General features: G+C 63.7%; 1 protein-coding gene. It reads right to left on the bottom strand.

From position 1 onward, the window contains the following. Positions 1-449: GTP-binding protein (locus EN932_RS37695; RefSeq protein WP_128369596.1), on the bottom strand; the 449-nt coding region annotated here is incomplete at both ends.

Here is a 449-nt window from a genome sequence, read left to right as displayed (position 1 = left end):
ACGATATCCCAGGCAGCGCCCAGCGTCTCGTCGCGCCAGACCAGCGCGTTCATCTCGACGAGGTCGACAACGCCCTTGAACTCGGTCTCGGCGCCAATCGGCAGCTGCATGACAACAGCATGCGCACCGAGGCGCGAGCCGATCATCTCGACCGAGCGATAGAAGTCGGCGCCGATCTTGTCCATCTTGTTGCAGAAGATCATGCGCGGAACGCGATACTTGTCGGCCTGGCGCCAGACAGTCTCGGTCTGCGGCTCAACACCGGCATTGGCATCGAGCAGCGCGATGGCGCCGTCGAGCACGCGCAGCGAACGCTCGACCTCGATGGTGAAGTCGACGTGGCCGGGGGTGTCGATGATGTTGAAGCGGTGCATCTTGCCGTCACGAGCCTTCCAGAAGGTCGTGGTCGCGGCGGACGTGATGGTGATGCCGCGCTCCTGCTCCTGCTC

It is taken from the genome of Mesorhizobium sp. M7A.F.Ca.US.002.01.1.1 (assembly GCF_004022955.1).
Lineage (GTDB): Bacteria > Pseudomonadota > Alphaproteobacteria > Rhizobiales > Rhizobiaceae > Mesorhizobium > Mesorhizobium ciceri.
This window is presented reverse-complemented; position numbering and strand designations above follow the sequence as displayed.